17 protein-coding genes are annotated in these 21,015 nt (G+C 57.2%); 7 read left to right on the top strand and 10 right to left on the bottom strand.

Annotated features, from left to right (window positions below):
* Positions 1 to 30: 30 nt before the first annotated feature.
* Together mnmC2 and OS190_RS02875 are read left to right on the top strand one after the other, a co-directional pair.
* Positions 31 to 705, top strand: a complete 675-nt coding sequence (mnmC2, locus tag OS190_RS02870; protein ID WP_267157151.1) for a tRNA (5-methylaminomethyl-2-thiouridine)(34)-methyltransferase MnmC2 — start codon at positions 31 to 33, stop codon at positions 703 to 705.
* Complete coding sequence (locus OS190_RS02875; protein WP_267157152.1) at positions 702 to 1,580, top strand: DMT family transporter; 879 nt, start codon at positions 702 to 704, stop codon at positions 1,578 to 1,580. The genes mnmC2 and OS190_RS02875 overlap by 4 nt, the downstream gene beginning before the upstream one ends.
* Here the strand turns inward: OS190_RS02875 and OS190_RS02880 are convergent.
* Positions 1,536 to 3,512: a lytic transglycosylase domain-containing protein gene (locus OS190_RS02880; protein ID WP_267157153.1), complete on the bottom strand. Its 1,977-nt coding sequence runs from the start codon at positions 3,510 to 3,512 to the stop codon at positions 1,536 to 1,538. The two genes, OS190_RS02875 and OS190_RS02880, sit on opposite strands and share 45 nt — an antisense overlap.
* A 118-nt stretch (positions 3,513 to 3,630) precedes the next feature.
* Here OS190_RS02880 and dapA point away from each other — a divergent pair, with 118 nt between their 5' ends.
* Positions 3,631 to 4,506: a 4-hydroxy-tetrahydrodipicolinate synthase gene (gene dapA / locus OS190_RS02885; RefSeq protein ID WP_267157154.1), complete on the top strand. Its 876-nt coding sequence runs from the start codon at positions 3,631 to 3,633 to the stop codon at positions 4,504 to 4,506.
* 82 nt (positions 4,507 to 4,588) lie between these two features.
* Here dapA and OS190_RS02890 read toward each other — a convergent pair whose 3' ends face one another.
* The 7 genes from OS190_RS02890 to pdxR form a co-directional block, all read right to left on the bottom strand.
* Positions 4,589 to 5,461: a dimethyl sulfoxide reductase anchor subunit family protein gene (locus OS190_RS02890; protein ID WP_267157155.1), complete on the bottom strand. Its 873-nt coding sequence runs from the start codon at positions 5,459 to 5,461 to the stop codon at positions 4,589 to 4,591.
* Entirely contained in the window at positions 5,461 to 6,207 is a 747-nt protein-coding gene (locus tag OS190_RS02895; protein WP_267157156.1) for a 4Fe-4S dicluster domain-containing protein, read from the bottom strand. Before OS190_RS02895 ends, OS190_RS02890 begins: the two co-directional genes overlap by 1 nt.
* Before the next feature lie 79 nt (positions 6,208 to 6,286).
* Positions 6,287 to 9,100, bottom strand: a complete 2,814-nt coding sequence (locus OS190_RS02900) for a molybdopterin oxidoreductase family protein (protein WP_267157157.1) — start codon at positions 9,098 to 9,100, stop codon at positions 6,287 to 6,289.
* A 13-nt stretch (positions 9,101 to 9,113) separates the two neighbouring features.
* Entirely contained in the window at positions 9,114 to 9,872 is a 759-nt protein-coding gene (locus tag OS190_RS02905) for a sulfite exporter TauE/SafE family protein (protein ID WP_267157158.1), read from the bottom strand.
* Positions 9,865 to 10,866, bottom strand: coding sequence for a phosphate acetyltransferase (gene pta, locus OS190_RS02910; RefSeq protein WP_267157159.1), 1,002 nt, complete (start codon positions 10,864 to 10,866; stop codon positions 9,865 to 9,867). The genes OS190_RS02905 and pta overlap by 8 nt, the downstream gene beginning before the upstream one ends.
* 36 nt (positions 10,867 to 10,902) lie before the next feature.
* On the bottom strand, positions 10,903 to 12,684 hold the full coding sequence (xsc, locus tag OS190_RS02915) for a sulfoacetaldehyde acetyltransferase (RefSeq protein ID WP_267157160.1): 1,782 nt from the start codon (positions 12,682 to 12,684) through the stop codon (positions 10,903 to 10,905).
* A 113-nt stretch (positions 12,685 to 12,797) separates the two neighbouring features.
* Positions 12,798 to 14,261 carry a MocR-like pyridoxine biosynthesis transcription factor PdxR gene (gene pdxR / locus OS190_RS02920; protein WP_267157161.1) on the bottom strand — a complete coding sequence of 488 codons (1,464 nt, stop codon included), beginning with the start codon at positions 14,259 to 14,261 and terminating at the stop codon, positions 12,798 to 12,800.
* A gap of 428 nt (positions 14,262 to 14,689) precedes the next feature.
* On the opposite strand from pdxR, the gene OS190_RS20530 reads away from it, so the two are divergent.
* Together OS190_RS20530 and OS190_RS02930 are read left to right on the top strand one after the other, a co-directional pair.
* Positions 14,690 to 14,872: a hypothetical protein gene (locus OS190_RS20530; RefSeq protein WP_416237365.1), complete on the top strand. Its 183-nt coding sequence runs from the start codon at positions 14,690 to 14,692 to the stop codon at positions 14,870 to 14,872.
* Positions 14,873 to 15,022: 150 nt separating this feature from the next.
* Positions 15,023 to 15,547: a GNAT family N-acetyltransferase gene (locus OS190_RS02930; protein ID WP_267157163.1), complete on the top strand. Its 525-nt coding sequence runs from the start codon at positions 15,023 to 15,025 to the stop codon at positions 15,545 to 15,547.
* A gap of 169 nt (positions 15,548 to 15,716) precedes the next feature.
* Here OS190_RS02930 and OS190_RS02935 read toward each other — a convergent pair whose 3' ends face one another.
* Both OS190_RS02935 and OS190_RS02940 read right to left on the bottom strand, forming a co-directional pair.
* A complete protein-coding gene (locus OS190_RS02935; RefSeq protein ID WP_267157164.1) occupies positions 15,717 to 15,977 on the bottom strand; it encodes a YMGG-like glycine zipper-containing protein in 261 nt (86 codons plus the stop codon).
* 158 nt (positions 15,978 to 16,135) lie between these two features.
* Positions 16,136 to 17,545, bottom strand: coding sequence for an aminotransferase family protein (locus OS190_RS02940; protein ID WP_323370562.1), 1,410 nt, complete (start codon positions 17,543 to 17,545; stop codon positions 16,136 to 16,138).
* Between the two features lie 295 nt (positions 17,546 to 17,840).
* On the opposite strand from OS190_RS02940, the gene OS190_RS02945 reads away from it, so the two are divergent.
* Positions 17,841 to 19,607 (top strand): DUF4214 domain-containing protein, encoded by a 1,767-nt coding sequence (locus OS190_RS02945; RefSeq protein WP_267157165.1) that lies wholly within the window; start codon positions 17,841 to 17,843, stop codon positions 19,605 to 19,607.
* 370 nt (positions 19,608 to 19,977) lie between these two features.
* Positions 19,978 to 20,973, top strand: a complete 996-nt coding sequence (locus tag OS190_RS02950; protein WP_267157166.1) for a taurine ABC transporter substrate-binding protein — start codon at positions 19,978 to 19,980, stop codon at positions 20,971 to 20,973.
* The last annotated feature ends 42 nt before the right edge of the window (positions 20,974 to 21,015 follow it).

The raw sequence follows: 21,015 nt of genomic DNA on the forward strand, positions 1-21,015 counted from the left end.
GCGCCATGTCTTCCTTTACGCGGTGTGCTCGTGCAGAACCAGATAGATCAGATTACTTGGCGTGATGGGAACACTCCGGTGTCCACGCGTTTTGACGATCCTTTCTTCAGTTTACAGGATGGCGTGGCGGAAACCCGGCATGTGTTCATGCAGGGCAACCACCTGCCGGCGCGATTCGTCCCGGGTTTTCACATTGCTGAATTGGGGTTTGGCACGGGATTGAACCTATTGATAGCTTGGGATGCCTGGACTGATTTGGCGATGGCGGGACCGCTGCGCTTTACCAGCTTTGAGGCGTATCCGATGACGCAGGCCGACATGATCAGGGCACATCGTTCCTTTCCGGCATTTGGCGGCAAACGCGATCTTTTGGCGCAGGCGTGGAGCGGCGCTGGAGGTGTAATCGAACTGCCCGGGTTGCATGCCGAGGTGATCGAAGGCGATGCCCGCATTACTCTGCCCAGGTGGCATGACAAGGCGGATGCCTGGTTTCTAGATGGGTTTTCCCCCGCGAAGAACCCCGAGATGTGGTCGTCCGAATTGATGGTTGAAGTCGGCAAGCATACGCATGCGCATGGTACTGCAGCGACCTATACAGCCGCAGGGTTCGTACGCCGCGGCCTAGGTGATGCGGGTTTCACAGTAGAACGTGTTCCGGGCTTTGGCCGCAAGCGCCATATGACCTGTGCACGGATGCCGACATGAGCCAGGGCAACAACATTCAGCTTGGCATCGTGTTGATGGTTGCAACCACCATTGTCTTTGCCCTCCAGGACGGGCTGTCACAGCATCTGGCGGCAGAATACAATGTGCTGATGGTGGTCATGATCCGCTATTGGTTCTTTGCTGCCTTTGTGATCGCGATTGCGCGGCGCAAAGCCGGAGGGATCAGAGCCGCGGCGCGTACGTCACAACCTGTAATACAGGCATTTCGCGGGCTACTGCTCTCAGGGGAAATTTGTGTCATGGTGGCGGCGTTCACCATTTTGGGTCTGGTGGAAAGCCATGCGGTGTTTACTTGCTATCCTTTGCTTGTGGCGGCGTTGTCTGGTCCGGTACTGGGCGAACGTGTCGGCTGGCGGCGATGGTGCGCGATTGGTGTCGGCTTTGTCGGTGTGATGATCATCCTGCAACCGGGGATGAATGTGTTTGATCCTGCCGCTGCGATCCCCTTGCTGGCAGCGACAATGTTTGCGCTTTATGGCTTGCTGACCCGCTATGTCGCGCACGAGGATACAGCGGCCACCAGCTTTTTCTGGACTGGCACTGTCGGGGCCGTCGCCATGACATGCGCAGGCGTATGGTTCTGGGAGCCGATGATAGCATCGGACTGGGTATACATGGGGTGTCTCTGCGTGACCGGCGTGACCGGTCACTGGTTGCTGATCAGGTGCTACGAAGTGGCAGAGGCCAGTGCGGTCCAGCCCTTTGCTTATCTGCAACTGGTTTTTGCCGCGATCATCGGGATCAGCATCTTCGGAGAAACCGTGCGCACCAATGTCGCAGTCGGAGCAGGGCTGATCATTGCCGCGGGCCTATTCACTTTTTGGCGCGAACGGCTTCAACGTATCGCCGGTTAATTCCTTGCTGAAAGGGATCGGTAGAGGGTCTTTGCCCAGCCGCGCCCGGTATATTGGCAGGCTTTCGGTGACGCGCATGATGTAGTTTTGCGTTTCGCGAAACGGCACCATTTCAATCCAGTCGACGATGTCGATTTCGCCCTTGCGGGGATCGCCGTAGTCTTTGATCCAGCGCGGCGGACGTGCGGGACCGGCGTTGTAGGCGGCGGATACCATCACCACATTGCCGTCAAACCGGCCTGCCATCTGTGACAGATATTCCGCGCCCAGTTGCGCATTGTAGACTGGATCAGCTATCAGGCGATCGGTCGTGTGCAGGGGCAGGACACCCAGGTCACGGGCCACATCCTTGGCGGTTGCGGGCATGATCTGCATCAAACCACGCGCACCAACACGACTTTGTACCACGGGGTCAAATTCGCTTTCGCGTCGTGCAATTGCCAATGTCATTTCCGGTGCCATGGGCAGATCTTCCTGCATAAGCGGATGCAGTGCATAATAAGCGGCAGGAAGGGTAATCCCGCGCCGCGCCGATCGTTTGCCGATCATCACAGCCAAATGTGGCTGGTTCACGTCAATGGCTGCTTGGCCCAGCAGCAGGAGGTCTTCGGGCACCAGCTGATCCGCGAGATGGGTCCAGAAGCGTTCCGCAACGCTCAACTCCCCCGAAGCCTGAAGCAGGAGCCCCGCTTCAAACAGCGGATCCGCGACCAGGGGGGATGTGCGCCAGTCCTTTTCAGGGGCGATGCGTCCGGACAGGCTGGCATCAAAGGGCAAGCCGGCGCGTTCGGCCGCCAGCAGCCCGTAAAAAGAGGTCTGGTATTCGGCACCCATCGCATAGGCGAGCGCCGCCTCCTCGGTCTTGCCCAGGGCTTCAAGCGCGCGACCCTGCCAATATCCGGCGCGGCCTTGAGAGATCGGTGATCGTACGGCGCTATCATGATTCAGAAAATGTTGCAGCGCCGCTTCTGGTTCGTCAAGAAACCGCAGCGCGATGTAACCGGACAACCATTCGAGGTCGGCATAGTTAGACCCGGATTCAAGGAAATGCAGGGATGCCATCGCATAGGCGCGTCTTGGATCGCCCGAGCGCATTTCGCCACGCGCCAGAGCGCGGCGGCGGTTGGCCCAGGCCTCTGGCACGCCCAGAGCATCCGGTCCGGTGCTGTGTTCGATCAGGAGTTCCTTGGCATCCTGCACCAGACCCTTGCGGATCCGCCATTCAAAGCGGTCCTTTTGCAAACCGGGGTCTTTGGCCTGAGCGGGAGGGAGCGCATCAATCAATGCGTTCACATTGGCGTCGCGGCGCTGCAAAGCAATACGTGTCTTGGCCAATGCGATCTGGTCTTTATCCACCAGGTCGAACATCTGTCGGGCTTCGTCATGTTCGCCTTGCCAGAGCATTTCGGCCAGGCGGGCCTTGTGATGCGGTTCCAGGATCTCTGCATGGCGGGTCAGAAACAGGGCCTGGGAGGTTGCACTCATTGGCATCGTACGCCAGGCGAGAACGACATTGGCTTTGGCGTCGCCTGTTTCCCCCGCCCGCATCAATGCTGCGGCATGAGCGAGCACGCCGCGTGGAGTTTGCGGGGGCATTTCAGCAAAGAAGGACAGGATGGCAGCGTCATCCTGTGCAATGACTTCATCCTCGGCCCGTTTGCGCAGATATGCCTCTCCCGGCCAGTCGGGGCGACGGTCGAGAAAGGCGCGGACCTGTTGAAATGTGCCACGTCCTGCCCGCAAGCGGTGCCATTCGATTACATCAAGGGCAACCTGTCCGTCACGTGCCGCCAATTGTGCGGCGGCATCCCAATTGCCATTGCGCATTGCTGCCATGGCCCAGCCCAGGGGGCGCGGGCGCTCTGCCAGAACGGGCAGTGCAGTGATGAAAACAAGCAGCAGGGCGGTCAGAATCCGTGTCATCACTTGCATTTCCTGTGGGCAAAGGGCTAGAGCCTTGCAACATAGCCCAAGGGGCGGCGCAATCAAATCACTTCGCCGTCTTTGTCCCCGTCCGGTTCTGCCGGCCAGCACATAAAGGAGCGTGCAAATGTTTAAAGGCTCTCTGCCTGCCCTCGTCACGCCGTTCAGGAACGGCGCGCTGGATCTGGAGACACTGAAAAAACTCGTGGAATGGCACATCGGCGAAGGGTCGGACGGGTTTGTCCCCGTCGGTACCACCGGCGAATCGCCCACGTTGACCCACGGCGAACATGAAACCGTGGTCGAAGAGGTGGTCAAGGCGGCCGCCGGACGTGTGCCTGTGATCGCCGGCGCGGGATCCAACAACACGGTCGAGGCCATCCGACTGGCACAGCATGCCGAAAAGGTTGGCGCGGATGCGATTCTGGTCGTCACGCCCTATTACAACAAGCCGACGCAACGCGGGCTGATCGCGCATTTCACCGCCATCCATGATGCCTGCGGTCTGCCGATCATCATCTATAACATTCCACCGCGTTCTGTCATCGACATGACACCGCAGACCATGGGGCAACTGGCCAAGCTGCCGCGTATTGTGGGGGTCAAGGATGCCACCGGCGACCTTGCGCGCGTCAGCATGCAGCGGATCACCTGCGGCACGGATTTTTGCCAGCTTTCTGGCGAAGATCCGACTGCGCACGGCTTTAATGCACAGGGTGGGGTGGGCTGTATTTCGGTCACCGCAAATGTCGCGCCCGCCTTGTGTAGCCAGCTTCAGGCGGCTTGCGCCAAGGGTGATTACACTGCGGCCCTGGAAATTCAGGACCGGTTGATGCCGCTTCACAGAGCGATCTTTACCGAACCGGGCTTGGTCGGAGTGAAATACGCCATGTCCCGATTGGATCTCTGCGCGGATGAGGTGCGTCTACCGTTGACCAGTCTGACGGACGAAACCAAGGCCTTGGTCGACGCAGGCATGCGGCATGCAGGCTTGTTGAAATGAAGCCGTAAAACATAGGGCGGGATGTACCCCGCCTTATGATACTTGTTGATGTGGGACGGGTTTCCCCCCCCGCCAACAGGGACTAGCGCTTTCCGTAATACAGGCCGACAACATGTTCGGCCTGGGCAAAGAACAACCATCGGGCGGTCAAGACGCCTGCAACATGGGCGAGCACGGCGAAGACCGCAAGGATGTGGTTGAACGGTAAAAGCAGCAGCAGGACGGGCAGCAGACACATCAAGACGAGGGCGATGATGCGCAGCTTTCTCGCGTGTTTGCGCCCGATCACATGTACAAATTCACGCAGCAGATAATTGGTGCCGGTATGGGGTGGTTCGAACGCCCGTACCGTGCCGATGTTGCCCAATCGCGTGGCAGAGGCCATGTCGGTGCCGCTTTCAGCCAGACGTTTGTCCCCCATGATCCAAGTCAGGAGCTGGATGCCTCCGGCCAGCAGGATCAGGATCGCTGCGGCTGTGACCTGACCGGCCAACAATGCCCCCCCTGCAAAAGAGAGCGAGAGAAAGTTCAGAGGTGTCAGGGGCATGTGCCAGCGCGGCACGGTCTTGAGTTGGGCATAGATCATCGAAGTGGTGAAAACCGTTGCGATGGAAAACAGCGCGCCCAGAACGCCGAGCAAGGTCCAGCGGGCATCAAAGAACACGAGGCCCAACCCGTATAACCCCATCAGGACGAGGGCGGCGACCGCGCAGCAGGCCTCGCGGCTGAGCCAGCTTGAACGCCATTGGCTAAAGGCCTTGAGCGCGCGTTCAGGGTGACCGAGGTGGAAGGTAGAAGAGATCAACCCGCCGACGGCCAGAAGATAGGCAATGGCGAAAAAGGCAAATGCCGATCCGCCGGTGACGGCGGGTATGCCCAGTCCAAGCCAGACCAGCAGGCCGAAACCGAGGCCGGAGAAAACTGAGAAGAAGATGACGGAGGGTGCCGGATGCATCAGATTTTCTCCAGGGCTTTGTCGAGCCAGCCTAGGAAACCCTTGGGTTCACCGATTACGGGGTCGAGATAGGGGGCGAGCACGTCGATCTCGGGCAGGGCATCCTTGGGGCGTGGGGGCAGGTATTTGTTGACAGGTTTGGTGCCTTGTTCAGGCATCAGATCGACGCCACCGCGGTCCTTCACCAACTGGCTGACTGCGGAGTTCGGGTCGCCCAGATCGCCAAAGTGACGGGCACCGGCGGGACATGTGCGCACGCAGACCGGTTCACGGTCGATCTCGGGCAGGTTTTCATTGTAGATCCGGTCCACGCAAAGCGTGCATTTTTTCATCACCTTCTCTTCTTGATCCATTTCGCGGGCACCGTAGGGGCAGGCCCAGGCGCAGAGTCCGCAGCCGATGCAATCGCTTTCGTTCACCAGAACGATGCCGTCCTCGACACGTTTGTAACTGGCACCGGTGGGACAGACGGTGACGCAGGGGGCGTCTTCGCAATGCAGGCAGGATTTTGGGAAGTGGATCAGCTGGGCAGTTCCCTGGTCGGGCTGTACTTCGTAGGAGTGCACGCGGTTGAGGAACGTACCCGAGGGATTGGCACCATAAGGATCCTGATCCGATAGGGGCGCACCGTAGTTTTCGGTGTTCCAGCCCTTGCAGGAGATCACGCAGGCGTGGCAACCGACACAGGTATCCAGGTCGATGACAAGGCCGAGTTTCTTGTCGGTTTGTTCGGGAAGGGTCGTCATGTGAGGCGCTCCTTGTTGAGATTGGACCGGGGGCCAGCCCCCGGACCCCCGGAGTTTAGATTGCAAGATGAAGATGCGGTCATTTGCCGACCTTCCATGCCAATGTGTCGGGGCCTTGGCCGACAGGGGATTTTATTGGTGGATATTCGGGGCGGGATTCTTTGGGTGCGACGGTTTTTTCGATCCGTACCTTGAGGTCGAACCAGGCCGCCTGTCCGGTGATCGGATCAGAATTGGCCCATCGCATGCCATCCGCCTTGGGTGGGAGCAATTCATGGATCAGATGGTTGAGCAGGAAGCCTTTGGTCGCTTCCGGTGCATCTCTGTCCAGCGCCCATGCGCCTTTGCGTTTGCCGATGGCATTCCACGTCCAGACGGTATTTTCGTTCAGCGCGGCCATTTCCATCACCGGCACAGTGATTTCGCCGTGCGGAGAGGAAACCCGCGCCCAGTCGCCATCTGTCAGGTCGTTCCGGCGCATCAATTTGGTTGGCAGGTAGAGCGGGTTGTGCCCGTGCAATTGCCGCAGCCAGGCGTTTTGCGACCCCCATGAGTGGTACATCGCCATTGGGCGCTGGGTCAGCGCGTTGATGGTGAAACCCTCGTTGCCTTGCTGATCGGTTTCATACCAGATGGGCAGGGGCGACATGGTGTCTTTGATCCGCTGGCGCAGGTGTTCGGGGGGCTGTCTCTCGCCGTGGCCTTCGGCGGCCAGTTGGAATTTGCGCATGGGTTCAACATAGAGCGAAAACAGATAGGGTTGCGGGCTGTCAAACAGGCCCATGCCCACGGCCCATTCCTGATATTTCATGTTCCAGGGTTTATAATATTGCGCGCCATCTGGGATATGTTTGACGAAGAAGCCACCGTTATCGATATAATTGTCGATCTGGCTGGCGTTGACGCCGCCACGCCCGGATTGCAGGCCCTTCTCCCCCAGGCGCCAGCCCGCCAGCGGGCCGATGCCGGGGCGGCGTTCGTGGTTGGTGATGTAGTCCGCATAGTCGGCGTATTTCTGGCTGCCATCGTCGTTCACAAAACCGGGCAGGCCCAGTTTCGCCCCAAGATCACATAGCGCGGACTGGAAGCCTTTGACATTGCGGTCCGGCTCCACCACCGGCCAGCGGATGGCATCGGCGGCGGCATCCGCTTCACAGATCGGACGGTCCAGCAGCGAGATACAATCGTGCCGTTCAAGGTACGTCGTGTCGGGCAGGATCAGGTCGGAGTAGGCGACCATTTCAGAGGCATAGGCATCCGAGTAGATGATATGCGGGATCACGTATTCGCCGTTCTCATCCTTGTCCGTCAGCATCTCCATCACGCCACCGGTGTTCATCGAGGAATTCCACGACATGTTGGCCATATACATGAATAATGTGTCGATCTTATAGGGATCGCCGGCATGGGCGTTGGAGATCACCATGTGCATCAACCCGTGGCTGGACATCGGGTTTTCCCATGTGAACGCCTTGTCGATGCGGGCCGGGGTGCCGTCGTCCTTGAGGGCGAGATCGTCTGGGCCCTGCACGAACCCGAGATGCGGACCATTCAGCGGAGCACCGGGTGTCATGCCGATATGGGGTTTGGGATGCGCTGTGGCAGGCTTGGGGTAGGGGGGTTTGAAGCGAAAACCGCCGGGTACTTCGACCGTGCCGAGGATGATCTGCAGGGTGTGCAGGGCGCGACAGGTCTGGAAGCCGTTGGCATGGGCCGAAATGCCGCGCATCGCGTGGAAAGACACGGGGCGCCCTGTCATGGTTTTGTGCGTCTCGCCGCGGAAATCCGTCCACTCCTGGTCCAGTTCGAAGGCTTCCTCGAAGGCGACCCGACCGATTTCAGCGGCGATGGCACGGATGCGTTTGGCGCTGATCCCGCAGCGTTCTGTCACGGCTTCGGGGGCATATGCGTCACTGAGATAGAGTTTGGCCATATTGTGAAAGACGGGGACATGGGTGATGCCCTTGGCACGGTGTGTGGCGGAAAGATCAGGTCTGACGCCGGGTTTGTCAAAGGCCGCCAGTTTGCCTGTTGTGCGATCGATCACCAGCTGTTTGCCATTCTCATCGCGCAGATATAGGCCGTATTCGGTCGACTTCTCATCGCAGTTGAGCAACACGGGAGCGTCCGTATATTGCGCCAGATAGTTCAGATCGATCTTGCCTGCTTTCATCAGGCAATGGATCATCGACAGGATGAACAAGCCGTCCGTACCGGGGGTGATTCCAACCCAGTCATCGGCCACCGCGTTATAGCCGGTGCGGATCGGGTTGACGCCGATCACGCGCGCGCCACGTCCCTTGATCTTGCCTATGCCCATCTTGATCGGATTGGAATCATGGTCTTCGGCCACGCCGAAAAGCATGAACAGTTTTGTATGGTCCCAATCAGGCTGGCCGAATTCCCAGAAAGCACCGCCCATCGTGTAGATGCCAGCAGCGGCCATGTTTACGGAACAAAAGCCGCCGTGGGCGGCGTAATTGGGGGTGCCAAAGGCCTGTGCCCAGAAGGAGGTGAAGGATTGTGATTGGTCGCGACCTGTAAAGAAGGCCAGTTTTTCGGGGTTCTCGTTGCGAATGGGTTCAAGCCAGTCGGCGGCGATTTGATAGGCTTCGTCCCAGCTGATTTCTTCGAATTCGCCCGATCCGCGTGGGCCGACCCGCTTTAGCGGGGCCTTGAGGCGCGAGGGGGCGTTGTGCTGCATGATGCCCGCCGAGCCTTTGGCACAAAGAACCCCCTTGTTCACCGGGTGGTCGCGGTTGCCTTCGATATAGGCAACCTGACCGTCCTTCAAATGCACGTTGATACCGCAGCGGCAGGCGCACATGTAACAAGTTGTCTTGCGGATTTCGTCCGATACCTTTGGGCTCAGGTCGATCTTGGGCTGATTCATATCGGCGGTTCCTTCAAATGATGCTGCGCAGGAGTGACAGGGCCCCGAGGCCGATCAGCAGGGTCAGGCAGACACTGCGATAGTAGGGCTGTAATTTCGGCGTGAACAGCTTTTGCCCCAAAAAGACGCCCAACAGGCAAGGAATAAGTATGAAAATTCCGCGTGTTGCGGATGTGCTGTTCATGGTGCCGTAGTAGAGGTGGGTAAGAAAGGAGGTAAATGAACCGAAAAAGAGAAAAGTCACTAGCGTCGCCCGCATCACTTTGGGTTCCATTTCCCGGGCCAGAATATAAAGCGCAACAACCATGCCGCCGACGCCGGCGAGGCCGGTGACGATACCGGCAACAACACCTGTCGCCCCAGTTCCTGTAGTGCTGTCAAGCGCGCGCAGGCGTACCTTGGCCAGTTGCAGGATCGCCAGGGTAATCAGGATTACGAGTGCAATCTGTGCCGATAGCTTCGGGTCCAGTCTGGTTGTCAGGCCAAGCCCAACAAAAACACCTGTCATGCTGCCCAGGGTAAGGATGGCGGCCACCTTGATATTCGCACCGTCCCAGCCGCCGCGCATCATAAGCAGCGAGGCACCCAGTTCCGGCCACCACATCATGGGAAGCAATTCAACTGGTGGCAAAATCAATACCGCAAGGGCCAGACTGAAGGCTGACAGTGCGAAACCTGTGAAACCCTTCACCAATCCTGCGGCAAAAAAGATCGCCGAGAGAGCAATGCCCTGGGCGAGGGTCAGGGACAAGAGCGACCAGAGGTTATCCATCGTCGGCCTGAAGTACGGTGACGGCAATCATATTGGTCACATCCTCGGCTGTACATCCCCGCGACAGATCGTTGGCGGGTTTGGCGAGGCCTTGCAGCACGGGTCCGATGGCGGAGCATCCGCCTATGCGCTGGGCGATCTTGTAACCGATGTTGCCTGCATCAAGGTTGGGAAAAATCATGACGTTGGCGTGGCCCGCGACGGATGAGCCGGGTGCCTTGGCGCTGCCCACCTCAGGCACAAAGGCGGCGTCAAACTGGAGTTCGCCATCCGCATCCAGATCGGGGTGTTTCTCTTTCAGGAGCGCCATTGCCTCTGTTACCTTGGTCACCGAGGGATGCCTGGCACTGCCCATGGTCGAGAATGACAGCAAGGCCACACGGGGAATTTCGCCCAGTAGTTTTTGATGCGATGCTGCGGAGGCAACAGCAATCGCGGCAAGTTCTTCGGCGTTGGGGTCGATCACAAGACCGCAATCGCCAAAAGTCATGGCAGCCCGACGCGAGGGATGATTTGCAGGCAATGCCATCAGGAAAAAGCTGGATACCAAAGATGCCGTTTTGGCCTTGCCGATCACCTGCAACGCGGCGCGTACGGTGTCTGATGTGGTGGCGACGGCCCCGCCGACGGTACCATCAGCATGGCCGTTGCGCACCATCATCGCGGCAAAGACCAGCGGATCGCGTGCTTGATCCGCGGCGAAATCGGCACGGATATTCTTGTGTTTGCGTAGGTCGTAGTAGGACTGGGCAACGACATCAGTCATCGGGGAAGTCGCCGGATCCTCAATGTTGATGGCATCATTGCCCGTGGCACCCGCCGCGGTCAGGTGTTTCTCGATCTCGGTTTGAGGTCCGACCAAGGTGACACGGGCAATGCCGGTGCGGGCGGCCTCAACGGCACCGGCCACGATCCTTGGATCGTGGCCTTCGCTGAGAACGATATGGGCAGGCCGTGACGCTGCGCGTTTGCGAAGCTCTTGCAGCATGGTCATGGTCTGTCCTTTTGGTGAGGGAACTTTTCAGCTCCCTTAGGTGGTTGTCTGTGGACGCATGTCATCTTTGTTGATGCCTGCAACAGACACTGGTTTTTTCATTGCGTCGCGACGGAAAGGTTCGCCCAACTCCTGGTTCAAGACAACTTCGATGAAGGTAGTGACGCCTTCTTTCATTTGTTCGTTGACGGCCGTGTTAAGTGCGGTTGTCAGTTCTTCCATACCCGTCACTTGTACGCCCTTCAGGCCGCAACCTTCGGCGATTTTGGCGTAGTTCACGTCGAGGTTCAACTCGGTCCCGACAAAGTTGTCATCGAACCACAGGGTTGTGTTGCGTTTTTCCGCGCCCCACTGGTAGTTGCGGAAAATAACCATGGTGATTGCAGGCCAGTCTCCGCGCCCGCAGGCTGTCATCTCGTTCATCGAAATGCCGAATGCACCATCACCGGCAAAGCCGATCACAGGCACATCGGGGCAACCGATTTTGGCACCCAGGATCGCAGGCAATCCGTAGCCGCAAGGCCCGAACAGGCCCGGTGCCAGATATTTGCGGCCTTTCTCAAAGGAAGGATAGGCGTTGCCGATGGCACAGTTGTTGCCGATGTCGGAAGAAATGATCGCGTCCTTAGGCATTGCGGACATGATCGCACGCCATGCTTGGCGCGGGGCCATGTGGTCCGGCTGGCGATTGCGTGCACGTTCGTTCCAGTCGATGCCTTCGTCGGTGTCTTCTTCATGATCCATCGAAGACAATTCCTGCGCCCAGCGGGATTTTGTCAGCCCTACCAGGTCCTTGCGTTCCTGACGGCCTTTGTCGCCTGCGCCCGCTGCGAGGTTTGCAAGCAACTGCTCGGCCACCCGTTTGGCATCGCCTTGAATTGCGACATCGACCTTTTTCGTCAGGCCAATCCGGTCGGAATTGATGTCGACCTGGATGACCTTGGCATCTGTCGGCCAGTAGTTCATGCCGTAGCCCGGCAATGTCGAAAACGGATTCAAACGGTTGCCAAGAGCCAGAACAACATCAGCCTTCTGGATGATCTCCATCGCCGCCTTGGAGCCGTTATAGCCAAGCGGGCCAAGCGCGAGAGGGTGTGAGCCGGGGAAGGCGTCATTGTGCTGATAGTTGCAGGCAACCGGTGCATCCAGCGCTTCGGCCAGTTTTGCAGAGGCTTCAATGCCTCCCGACAGGATCACACCGGCCCCATTCAGGATCACCGGGAACGCAGCTTCTGAAAGCAACTTGGCCGCGTCCTTGACCGCCTGTTCGCCGCCCTGAGGCCGTTCAAGACGGATGATCTGGGGCAATTCGATGTCGATGACCTGTGTCCAGAAATCGCGCGGTACGTTGATCTGGGCAGGTGCGGAGCCGCGCCGTGCCTTTTCAATCACGCGGTTCAGGACTTCGGCCATGCGCGATGGGTCGCGAACCTCTTCCTGATAACATACCATGTCCTCAAACAGCTTCATCTGTTCGATTTCCTGAAAACCGCCCTGACCTATGGTTTTGTTCGCTGCTTGCGGTGTGACAAGCAGCATCGGCGTGTGGTTCCAATAGGCGGTCTTGATCGGTGTGACGAAGTTGGTAATGCCGGGGCCGTTCTGCGCAATGGCCATCGACATCTTACCGGATGCGCGTGTGTAACCATCCGCGATCATGCCGCCCGATGTTTCGTGCGCGCAATCCCAAAATTTGATTCCCGCTGCGGGAAACAAGTCAGAGATCGGCATCATGGCGGAACCAATGATCCCGAAAGCGTTGTCGATGCCGTGCATTTGCAGGACTTTAACGAAGGCTTCTTCGGTGGTCATTTTCATAGCAGCATATCCTTAATATTTCGTAGGGGGTGCGAATCTGGGTGTTGAGGCGGAAAATAGGGTTATTGAGGGATGTGGGTTAGGGCCAAATAGGCATAGGCAATAAGTCCATATTAAATCGCTGCCGCGATCTCCTGGGCGATCAGGTCGACACCTTCGCGGATGCGCGAGCTGGGGATCGAGGAGTAGGCGAGGCGATAGTAGTTTGACGGCTGGTGGGAGCCTGCAAAAAACACGCGACCGGGTTCGATCAATACACTCCTGGTTTGCAGGCGGCGGGCGAGAACGTCGGTGTTGACTCCCGCCGGTGCACGCATCCAGAAAGACGAGCCGCCATGATACCCACGGCCGGAAATGTCGAGGCTCCGGGCGGCCAGTGCGGTTTCCATCACGTGACGACGTTCCTGCAAGGCGGCACCCATGCGCCGGATCAGCGCGTCGTAATGACCAAGTGACAGGAAGTAAGCGGCGGTGCGCTGGATGTGGCCCGGCGGATGGCGCAGCACGGAAGCCCGCAAGGCGCGGGCCTCGCGGATGAAGGGTTCGGAGCCGACCAGATAGCCAAGACGAAGGCCCGGAAACAGCGATTTCGAGAAGCTGCCGACATAGATTACACGACCATCCGTATCGAGAGATTTCAAGGCAGGTGAAGGTGACTTGAGGAAGGACATCTCGAATTCGTAGTCATCCTCGACGATCAGCGCCTCCATTTCGCGCGCCCGATCAAGCAGGGCGCGACGGCGATCCATGGGCATGGTTGCATTCGTCGGACACTGGTGACTGGGCGTGGTAAAGATGACATCGGTGCTGGGCGGGATCGCGTCGGGTGGAATGCCGTATTCATCAACCCTCACAGGCGCTACATGACACCGTGATTGAGACAGGATGTCGCGCAGCGCAGGATAACAGGGGTCTTCAAGGACGGCGTTCCGACGCTGGGTAAGCAACACCTGAGTTGTCAACCAGAGGGCATTTTGCGCGCCAAGAGTGATCAGGATCTGCGCCGGTCGGGCGGTGATGCCGCGTCGGGGCAGGGTGTGACGGGCGATGAATTGGATCAGCTGCGGATCGTCCTGATCGTAATAGTCAGTTGTCAATGAGGTAAAGTCGCGCTGGCCTAAAGCCTGAAGCGCACAGAGCCGCCAGTTCGCGTGATCAAACAGCGTCTGATCGGCCTGTCCGTAGATAAAGGGATAGCGGTATTTGGCCCAGTCCTGTGGTTTCGAAATGGAGACGGCACCGCTGAATTTCTGACCGATGGCGCGGGTCCAGTCGACGGCATCCTGCCCTTCGGGTGCAGCGTTAAATGTGGGGGGGGAAGGGGCGTTTTCGGAGACAAAATAACCTGAGCGTCCCTTGGATACGAGGTAATCATTAGCCAGCAATTCTGTATAGGCGATGGTGACGGTGATGCGGCTGACGCCCAGATGGGCTGCGAGTTTGCGGGTGGAAGGGAGCTTTTCACCCTGTTGGAAGCGACCCGAAAGGATGCCCTGCGCGATCATCTGCTGAATCTGTTGTTGCAGGGTGCCTTGAGCGTCGGGATTCAGGAAAAAGGTTTCAACGGGAAGGGTCATGGGTGAAGTATACACTGGACCGAAATCTGTTTCAATCTGGCATTATGGGGATGTGAAAACACCAAATTAATGCAGCTATCCTAACATTTGCTTCAGGCAATGTGAACGCATAAATGAGACCTTGGATTTCATTAAGGTGGAAAATTGCCGCAGCACGGGGGATGTTCCCAGTGCACCCCCTGTGCACCATGCGGTGCATTCGGGACGCGACAAGGTTTGTGGGCATCAATGCGAGCTTGTGACAAGCCCAAAGGAGATTGCGATGAACAGGCGTGATGCATATGCGCAGATGATGTATGAATTGGAGGACCTGCAAGGCCGGCTGCGCGATGAGTGGCTGAGTGACAGTCTTCCGCTGGCGTGGGATGGAGTATGGATCACCGAGCCCACGCGCAAGGACGCGGGTGACAATCCGCATCGACAGGGACATGCTGCGCTGGTTTCGCAAGATGGGCGCGGGGTACGGACCGCGTCTGAACCAGATATTGCGGATTTATTGGCTGGCCCTGCTGGGCGGCGGGATCAAGAGGTTCCCGAGTGACGACAATATCCCAAGGTTGCTGAATAAAGGGCATGAGAAAATGCGGAAAAAGTACAAGGATTTTCCGTGAGGGGGATGGCGTGGGCATCCCTGTCGGGGTTCGAACAGATCTGTGCTGTTTTTCTGTTGAGCGTGAGGCCGCTATGGCGATGCGTTGGAATTGACTTCGTTGCCATGATGGAGGAGCGATGTGGCACTGATAAACAGGCAGGATGCGTTGATGACAGAAATATCCGTTGATTTGGTCGTTGAGGATGACGAAATTGAAGCCGTGCAGGCGCTTTGCCAAGACTGGCTGGATTGGCATTGGAAAGCATATCCCGACGATTGGCCGACCGAAGGCAATCCGATGGACCCGCAAAGATTCCAAAAGATCCTGGAGGATCTGCCGGGCCTACACGCAAGGCCGCGTGGCGGTATCTTTCTTGCGCGACTGGATGGAGAACCCGTCGGGTGTGTGATGTATAATGAAGCTGATGGGATGACTGCCGAACTCAACCGGTTGTTCGTGCGCGAAAATGGCAGAGGGCATGGTCTGGGACGAATGATGCTGGAGCGCATGTTCGAGCAGATGAAGTCGGATGGTTATAAAAGGGCGATTTTTTCGTCGGCGAAATTTCTCACCCATGCAAAAGAGATGTACCAGGACGCAGGTTTCGTCGATATGCCACATCCGCAAGCTTTCCCTGAGGCTTGGCGTGAATATGTCTACTTCATGGAGCGCAGGCTTGATCCGTCGGAATGAAACTGTGCATGCTACCTTCGGCTCGCCGGAAATTCCGATCATAAGTGTTGTTAAAGACTATCCTTCCGATCACTGGTTGAGGCGCGTCCGTGATGCTGACGCTCCGTAATGCAACGTCAAAAGGCCCCCGCGCGATGCAGGGGCCCAAGGGTGTCACTTCAGCACGTGATCAGGGGCAGGCTGCGGTATAACGCGAACCGTTCGGGCGTTGGTAGACGCATGATCCTGATTGTGTGCGTCCGATATAGCTGCCTGCGGCAGCTCCGGCGGCACCGCCCACCAGAGCGCCGACGACCTTGTCATCATCGCCGGAAACGGCGGCACCAGCGGCGGCACCAACTGCGGCACCTGCCAGTGTGCTGGTTTGTTGATCTGTTGCACAGGCCGCGAGTGCGGCCATGAGAGGTAGCGAAAGAAGTAGCTTTTTCATGTTTTTCTCCAAATCTGGTCTGATAGGCAAACACGAAGGGTAGGGAAAAGGTTCCGTATTAATTCAAATTCCGGCTGGATCGTGCGGTAACCTGATTATGATGCAAAAAGACCGCCGGAGGATGCCGGCGGCCTAAGCTGTTGTTACAGCAGGTGTTTTCAGCCGAAGACGCGGCCCAGAGCACCATCTACTGCCGATATGATCTGGTCGATGTCGTCCTTTTGCGCGATCAGGGCAGGTGAGAAGCACAGGGTGTTGTTCTTGCCCGGAACGGAGCGGTTGGTCATGCCGATGATTACGCCCTGGTTCATGCAGTCCCCGACAACAGCGGCGGCCTTGGATTCGTGGACCGCTGCGCGGCTTTCGCGGTCTGTGACCAGTTCCGCGCCCAGGAACAGACCCTTACCGCGCACGTCACCGATAACCGGATGCTTGTCGGAAAGAGCGTGCAGTTGGTCGAGCATGTAGTCGCCCTGCGCCAGAGTGTTTTCCAGCAGGCCTTCTTCTTCGATGATGGCGATGTTTTCGAGTCCTGCCGTCGGTCCTGCCGTGCAGCCACCAAAAGTTGAGATGTCGCGGAAGTAATCCATCGTGTCCGAGGCATCTGTCTTGAACATATCAAAGACTTCTTCGGTGGTGACGAGACAGGAAATGGCGGCGTAGCCGGAAGCGACCCCCTTGGCCATTGTGACCATGTCTGGTTTGATACCGTAATGCTGGTAGCCGAACCATGTGCCGGTACGGCCAACGCCACAGACAACTTCGTCGATGTGCAGCAGGATCTCATATTTCTTGCAGATTTCCTGCACGCGGTCCCAGTAGCCGTCAGGAGGCGTGATGACACCGCCGCCGGCGGTGACAGGTTCAAGGCAGAGGCTGCCGACGGTGTCGGGGCCTTCGGCGAGGATGACCTTTTCGATCTGGTCTGCGGCCCAGACGCCGTAGTTTTCCTGTGGTGCGCCGTCTTGTTCAAAGGCGCGGTATTCCATGCAATGGGGAACGCGTACGAAGCCGGGGGTGAAGGGGCCGTATTGTGCGTTGCGTTCGTCCTGACCACCGGCGGAGAGCGCCGAGATGGTGGTGCCGTGGTAGTCGCGGTCGCGGTAGAGGACCTTGTGTTTTTTTCCACCAGATTTCTTGTGGGCAATCTGGCGGACCATTTTGAAGCCCTTCTCATTCGCCTCGCTGCCAGAGTTGGCATAGTAGACGCGGCTCATGCCGGGCATCTTGGAGATCAGTTTCTCTGCAAAGTGAGAGCCGGGGATGGAGCCAGCAGAGCCTGCAAAATAGTTGAGCTTGATCAACTGGTCGCGCACGGCATTGGCGATGCGTTCCCGGCCATAGCCGACATTGACTGTCCAGACACCGCCGGAAACAGCGTCGAGGTGTTCTTTGCCTTTTTGATCCCAGACGCGCATGCCTTTGCCTTCGACAATAATGCGGGGATCGACCTGGTTGTCGGGATTGGCGTCCATGTATTGTTTGTGCTGGCTGAGGTGATGCCAGATGTGGGCGCGGTCTGCTTCGACAACGCGTGAGAGATCGTTTTCTTTGAAATTGCCGTCCATTGTCAGACCTTTCGAATAGAGTGTCGGGTGAAATCGGGGCGGGAAGTTCCCGTGCCGCTCAATCAATGCTGGCAAATCCTAGAATCGCGTAGGGCCAGACCTTATGAAATGGTAGCGCCAGAATCTTTGGGTGTCTAATGGTTATGGGATTCCAGGTGACGCACTACGATAGGTTTCCGACTCGGGGTATGTCGCAAAAGATGTCTGTACCGCCGTTTGTTTGTTGACATGGGGCGGGTCTGGATCGAGTGTGAATTGCACCCTGCTGGTGCAGTTTTTTCACGAGGAAATTCAAATGATCCCGACCAACTCGCCGTTGCTCGCCGCGTTGACGCCCTATGCACAATCAGATGTGCACACGACCACGAATATCACTTTCAGTTTTCTTGGCGCCGGGAGCGAGGTCGACCCCGGCAATGACAGTGGTGATTTGACAAACTCGCTTTTCTGGACCGATGCGCAGCGCGATTTTGTTCGGGATATTTTTGCTTATATCTCAACAGTTGTGAACCTGACCTTTGAAGAAGTTCCAGTCGGCGACAGCGTCAACATCGAATTTGTCCATATTGCCCAATTCGACGATCCATCAACAACGGGTGTTTCCATTCCTCAAGCACCGGGAATCTCAAAGATCTTTGTGCCTACAGAATATATTGGCCTGACTGATGTGACCCTGATCCATGAAATCGGTCATTCCCTTGGCCTGAGCCATCCCTTTGACGGACCGGGCAAGTTGCCGGGTGTGACCGTGGATGGTGATCTGGGCGACTTTAACCACAATACGGAATTGGCGACCCGGATGTCCTATAATCCCGGCGCATCGAACGCACATCCCGGCCTTGATATTACCGGGGAGCCATCAGCCTATGGTGCGTTGGATATTGCAGCCCTTCAACTGTTGTATGGCGCAAACACAGGAACCGGTGCGGGCGATACCGTCTATGGCATCGATCCCACGTTGATAACCATCTGGGACACCGGTGGTCACGACTTGATTGATTTTTCCGGTGCCACCGATAATGCCGAGATCGATCTGCGCCCTGCCACGCTTGAGCTGGACGCAGGTGGCGGGGGGTTCCTGTCCTTCATTGGATCCAATGGCGGTGCAGTGGCCAACGGGGGCTACACTATCGCCTTCGGTGTCGAGATCGAAGATGCGCGCGGCGGCGCAGGAGATGACAAGATCACCGGTAATGAGTTGGCAAACCTGTTAAGTGGGAATGGCGGAAACGATGTTATTGATGGCGGTGACGGCTTTGACATGGCGCTCTTCTCGGGCAACCAAAGCAGTTATACACTGGTCTTGAACGCCGAAGCCACAACTGTAACGGACAGACGTGCAGGCGGGGACGGCAGCGATAGGATTTCCAATATCGAAGCGGTAAGCTTTGGTGGCGGTGCTGACGCCGCCTTTGACCTGACCAGGTTTGCGGGGACGGAAACCCTGACTGAAACGCAGATGGAAAGTTTCGTCGAACTTTACATCGCCTATTTCAACCGTGCGCCGGATGCGATCGGGTTGAACTTTTGGGGGACAGCCTTTGCCGGTGGGACAACGCTTGAGCAGATGGCGACTCTCTTTATTGATCAGGACGAGACACGCGCGACCTATGCAGCGGACCTGAGCAACGCGGATTTCGTGGCTGCGGTTTACAACAACGTGCTGGGCCGTGCAGGCGATCAGGAAGGTGTTGATTTCTGGCTTGGCCATCTGAACGATGGCACGGTTGGGCGGGACCAGTTCATTCTGGGTGTGCTGGGCGGTGCCAAGTCACCGATTGCAAATGCCACCGAAGCACAGATGATCCAGCAAGCCGCAGATCAGCAGCATCTGAGCATCAAGACAGACATTGGTGTCTATTATTCAATCACCAAAGGCATGTCGGATGTCAGCAATGCCTCTGCTGCGATGGCTTTGTTTGACGGATCGGCGAGCAGCGTCACCGCCGCGCAGAACGCGATAGATGGCTACTATGCTTCGGCACTTGATGGGGATAGCGGTACATTCCTGTTGCAGCTGGTCGGCGTGGTCGACGATCCATTTGGTTCGGCACTGGTTTAAGCCCCAGGTTGTGATGAACCCCTGTTAAAATCTGACCAGTCCCGTCTGAATCACTGGACTGGTCATGGTGACACAGCCTCATAGAGAGCTGCATTTCGCGTGAATTCGGCGTGGTGCACCATCAATTCGGACTGGATTGCGACGCTTTGGTTGCATGAATTGTCGCTTTGAGAATTTGGATGTCCTAATCTCAATCAAGGCGACAGAATTTATTGCTCTTCGCGAAAAGAACGGACAAGATGTTTCCGGATGTGTGGATTTTGCATCAAGAATGAGATGTTTGGTTTCATTTTTGCGCAATTTTACAATGCAGGTTCACGAACAACACCTCTTCAACAAAGGGGGGACAATGACCAATAGGGAGAAGAACATGATTAAGAAAACAACAACGGGCTTTGTCGCTGCGGCGCTCATGGGGCTGACAGGTCAGGCTGCCCTGGCAGATGGCCACGGTGAAATTACGGTTGGCTATTTCCTTGAGTGGCCAATGCCGTTTCTGGCAGCCAAAGCATCGGGTGCCTATGACCAAGCGCTGGGCATGAAGGTAAACTGGGTTTCTTTTGAAACTGGAACAGCGATGTCGGCGGCCATGGCGTCCGGGGATGTCCAGCTTTCTGTTTCTCAGGGTGTGCCGCCATTTGTTGTGGCAACATCTGGCGGTCAGGACATTCAGATTGTGGATGTTGCTGTTTCCTATTCGGACAACGACAACTGCGTTGTGAAATCCGATCTGGAAATCGACAAGAATTCGGCAGGCGAGTTGGCCGGCAAGAAAGTGGCCGTGCCTTTGGGTACTGCGGCACATTATGGTTTCCTGCGTCAGATGGACCATTTTGGTGTCGATATTTCCACGCTTTCCATCGTTGACATGGCCCCGCCGGAAGGTGCCGCTGCGCTGTCGCAGGGTGCCGTGGATTTTGCCTGTGGTTACGGCGGCGGTCTGACCCGGATGAAAGAATATGGCAATGTTCTGCTGACTGGTAAAGAAAAAGAAGAACTGGGTATTCTGGTGTTTGACGTTACGACGGCACCGGCAGCTTTCATCGCTGAAAATGGCGATACCGTTGCCAAGTTTGTTGGTGTGACCGCTGCGGCAAACGCAGAATGGAACGCTAACAAGAGTGACGAGATGCTTGCCGTGATTGCCGAGCAGTCGGGTATGGATGTCGAGGCAACGCGTGCTTCAATCTCAAGTTTTGTCTTTCCGTCCATTGATGAGCAGCTTTCGCAAGCCTGGCTGGGGGGCAACGCTGCGACCTTCATGAAAGGTGTGGCACAGGTATTTGTCGAGGCAGGATCGATTGATTCCGCTCTGGACAGTTATGAAGGTGCCATAAACACCGGACCGCTTGAAGCCGCGAAATAAATGCATGGCGGCGCGTTCCCGTCCGGGGGCGCGCCGTTTCTC

Source organism: Sulfitobacter sp. F26204 (assembly GCF_026410305.1).
GTDB lineage: Bacteria > Pseudomonadota > Alphaproteobacteria > Rhodobacterales > Rhodobacteraceae > Sulfitobacter.

Coding starts and splice junctions, on each gene's coding strand:
- OS190_RS02900 (WP_267157157.1), bottom strand. CDS start 9,100: ATGAATCAGCCCAAGATCGACCTGAGCCCAAAGGTATCGGACGAAATC.
- OS190_RS02880 (WP_267157153.1), bottom strand. CDS start 3,512: ATGCAAGTGATGACACGGATTCTGACCGCCCTGCTGCTTGTTTTCATC.
- OS190_RS02875 (WP_267157152.1), top strand. CDS start 702: ATGAGCCAGGGCAACAACATTCAGCTTGGCATCGTGTTGATGGTTGCA.
- OS190_RS20530 (WP_416237365.1), top strand. CDS start 14,690: ATGCTGCGCTGGTTTCGCAAGATGGGCGCGGGGTACGGACCGCGTCTG.
- OS190_RS02950 (WP_267157166.1), top strand. CDS start 19,978: ATGATTAAGAAAACAACAACGGGCTTTGTCGCTGCGGCGCTCATGGGG.
- OS190_RS02890 (WP_267157155.1), bottom strand. CDS start 5,461: ATGCATCCGGCACCCTCCGTCATCTTCTTCTCAGTTTTCTCCGGCCTC.
- OS190_RS02935 (WP_267157164.1), bottom strand. CDS start 15,977: ATGAAAAAGCTACTTCTTTCGCTACCTCTCATGGCCGCACTCGCGGCC.
- OS190_RS02895 (WP_267157156.1), bottom strand. CDS start 6,207: ATGACGACCCTTCCCGAACAAACCGACAAGAAACTCGGCCTTGTCATC.
- pdxR (WP_267157161.1), bottom strand. CDS start 14,261: ATGACCCTTCCCGTTGAAACCTTTTTCCTGAATCCCGACGCTCAAGGC.
- OS190_RS02905 (WP_267157158.1), bottom strand. CDS start 9,872: ATGGATAACCTCTGGTCGCTCTTGTCCCTGACCCTCGCCCAGGGCATT.
- pta (WP_267157159.1), bottom strand. CDS start 10,866: ATGACCATGCTGCAAGAGCTTCGCAAACGCGCAGCGTCACGGCCTGCC.
- OS190_RS02945 (WP_267157165.1), top strand. CDS start 17,841: ATGATCCCGACCAACTCGCCGTTGCTCGCCGCGTTGACGCCCTATGCA.
- OS190_RS02940 (WP_323370562.1), bottom strand. CDS start 17,545: ATGGACGGCAATTTCAAAGAAAACGATCTCTCACGCGTTGTCGAAGCA.
- xsc (WP_267157160.1), bottom strand. CDS start 12,684: ATGAAAATGACCACCGAAGAAGCCTTCGTTAAAGTCCTGCAAATGCAC.
- dapA (WP_267157154.1), top strand. CDS start 3,631: ATGTTTAAAGGCTCTCTGCCTGCCCTCGTCACGCCGTTCAGGAACGGC.
- OS190_RS02930 (WP_267157163.1), top strand. CDS start 15,023: ATGACAGAAATATCCGTTGATTTGGTCGTTGAGGATGACGAAATTGAA.